Genomic DNA, 2,579 nt, shown 5'->3' on the forward strand with positions numbered 1-2,579 from the left:
ACACGGGCAGCACCAACCTGGCAGAAATCAACTATGCGCGACAGCTAGGAATGGATGTGATTGTCACCGATCATCACACATTGCCGAGCGATCGCCCCAATGTTACTGCGATCATTAATCCGCGATCGCTCCCCGCCGATCATCCGCTAGCAACCCTCTCTGGTGTGGCGGTGGCCTATAAGCTCGTCGAAGCCCTGTATCTCACCCTCCCAGATGTACCGACGAAACCTTTAGAATCCTTGCTGGATCTGGTGGCGATCGGCCTGATTGCGGATCTGGTTGAACTCAAGGGCGACTGTCGCTATCTGGCGCAAAAAGGGATCCAACAGTTGCAGCGGCATACACGGGGGGAATCGACCCGTCCCGGCATTGCCAAGCTGTTAGAACTCTGCCGCAAAACTGGCGATCGCCCCACGGACATTTCCTTTGGCATTGGCCCCCGCATCAACGCCATTAGCCGGATTCATGGCGATGCCCGCTTTTGTGTCGAACTGCTCACCAGCTCGGATGGCGATCGCTGCCACCACCTCGCCCTAGAAACAGAACTCGCCAACACCCGCCGCAAAGCCCTACAGAAAGACGTGGTGCAAGACGTAACCGCTCGTGTGGCTCAGTTGGACTTATCGACCACCGATGTGATTGTGCTGGCGGATGCTCAATGGCCTGTGGGGGTGCTGGGACTGGTCGCCGGACAGATTGCTCGCGAGTATGCCCGCCCCACCATCCTCCTCATCACCGATGCTCCCGATACACCCGCCCCTCGCCTCGCACGCGGCTCTGCCCGATCCGTCAACGGCATCGACCTATACCAACTGCTGAGCGCTCAGGCGCACCTGCTCCAAGGCTATGGCGGTCATCCCTTCGCGGCAGGGCTAAGCCTCCCGGAAGAAAATTTGCCGCTATTTACAGAAGCGATTAACCGTCAGTTTCGGCAGCAGTACGGCGCAGAGGTGATTACCCCCGTCCTTAAGGCGGATCTGACCGTGACCGTTGCTGATCTCGGCGCGGACTTATTCAAGGAACTGAAGCTGATCGAACCCTGCGGCATGGGCAACCCTGCACCGATCCTGTTTATTGCCAACTGCTGGTTTGAAAACGTGTGGAACCAAAATCTGAAAGATGTTCGCGGGCGGAAGGTCAGTTATATCAAAACGACCTTTCAACTGTGGGACGATACCGCCACCGAAGGCTTTCCGGGGGTATGGTGGGAGCACTATAAAGATGAGGTTCCCTCCGGTCGGTGTGATGTGCTGACCGAACTCGACTTCAATTCCTATTCCAAACAGTACGAACTGCGCCTGATTGCCATCCGTCCAGCCCAGTCCGTCCAACTCAGCGATATTTCCCTGACACCCTCTGTGGACTGGATCCTCGACTGGCGGGGACAGGCTCAACCCGTCCAACCGGATGCTGAACCTATTTTAACGGTAAATCGCTGTCCTAGGAGTTGGGCGGATCTAACAGCTTGGTTTCGGCGTGCCCTGCGGGAAGAGTCCAAACTGGCGATCGCCTACCCCCCGCCCGCCACCACACCTCCCGTCGAACTCTGGCAAACCTTGGTCGGCGTTGCAAAATACCTCAGCCGGATGGGCAACCCAGCCAAACGGGTACAGCTTCTAGACAAATTGGGAGTGGGCGATCGCCCCTTACACTTCGGCATTCGCGCCCTCCAGTACTCCGGCTTTACCGTCACCGCCTCCGATGCCGGACTTCACATCACCTACGATCCCGAAGCTCCGATCCTAGAATCCAGCCAGATCGCCGCCATCGAAGCCTTCTTCGCAGCCATCCAAGAAGAACGGTTTCAGCAACAGTACTTCTACACGGTGCCGATTGCGACGATTCAGGCGATTGCGCGGGGAGAGGTGGGGAGGTGAAGAAAAACCGAACGTTACAATCTTTGAAGTTTTACAGACTTCTACCATAGGCAGTGAAACCTCTGCTGTAGACTGATTTTTAACTGTGAAAAAGGTGATTACTGGTCACATCTAGTGGAGCCATCCAGTAGGTTAATGACCGCTAATGTAACAACCGTCAACAGCCGATAGTGTTGGAGCATTTATATCAATGTCTCATACCGTAAAAATCTATGACACCTGCATCGGATGCACCCAGTGCGTTCGGGCTTGTCCAACGGATGTTTTAGAAATGGTTCCCTGGGATGGTTGCAAGGCTGGTCAGATTGCATCTTCCCCCCGTACTGAGGACTGCGTGGGCTGCAAACGTTGCGAAACGGCTTGCCCCACTGACTTTTTGAGCATCCGGGTTTACCTCGGTGCTGAAACCACTCGCAGTATGGGTCTTGCTTATTAAAGCAACGCCATTTCAAACTTTTTGAGGCTGGTGCCTTTCATAGAACGTTGAGTTACTTCTGACTGGAGGGATCTGTATCCCTCTTTTTTTAGCTCTTTGGGGCTTTGTTGCATGATTAGAAAAACGGTCAGGTTCGCCTTGAGAGTGTCCTGGTATTAACCTTCAACCTTGTAGCTATCGGGTTTAGCGATCTGAATCATGCGGTTGAGCGCAACACATTTGATGAACAATTCCACGGCTTGATTGTCAAATTGACGTGCACTGAG

General features: G+C 54.3%; 3 protein-coding genes. 2 read left to right on the top strand and 1 reads right to left on the bottom strand.

Translation table 11 applies throughout. The features are described 5' to 3' along the window. Positions 1-1,877 (top strand): single-stranded-DNA-specific exonuclease RecJ (locus IGR76_00005; protein ID MBF2076931.1); only part of this gene is annotated, 1,877 nt, incomplete at its 5' end. 190 nt (positions 1,878-2,067) lie between these two features. Then, entirely contained in the window at positions 2,068-2,313 is a 246-nt protein-coding gene (psaC, locus tag IGR76_00010; protein ID MBF2076932.1) for a photosystem I iron-sulfur center protein PsaC, read from the top strand. 155 nt (positions 2,314-2,468) lie between these two features. On the opposite strand, the gene IGR76_00015 is transcribed toward psaC, so the two are convergent. Then, on the bottom strand, positions 2,469-2,579 hold a 111-nt coding region (locus IGR76_00015), incomplete at its 5' end, for an IS5/IS1182 family transposase (protein MBF2076933.1).

Source organism: Synechococcales cyanobacterium T60_A2020_003 (genome assembly GCA_015272205.1).
Taxonomy (GTDB): Bacteria; Cyanobacteriota; Cyanobacteriia; order RECH01; family RECH01; genus JACYMB01.

Bases quoted from the DNA above. Each gene is read 5' to 3' on its own strand.
- psaC (MBF2076932.1), top strand. From the start codon at position 2,068: ATGTCTCATACCGTAAAAATCTATGACACCTGCATCGGATGCACCCAG.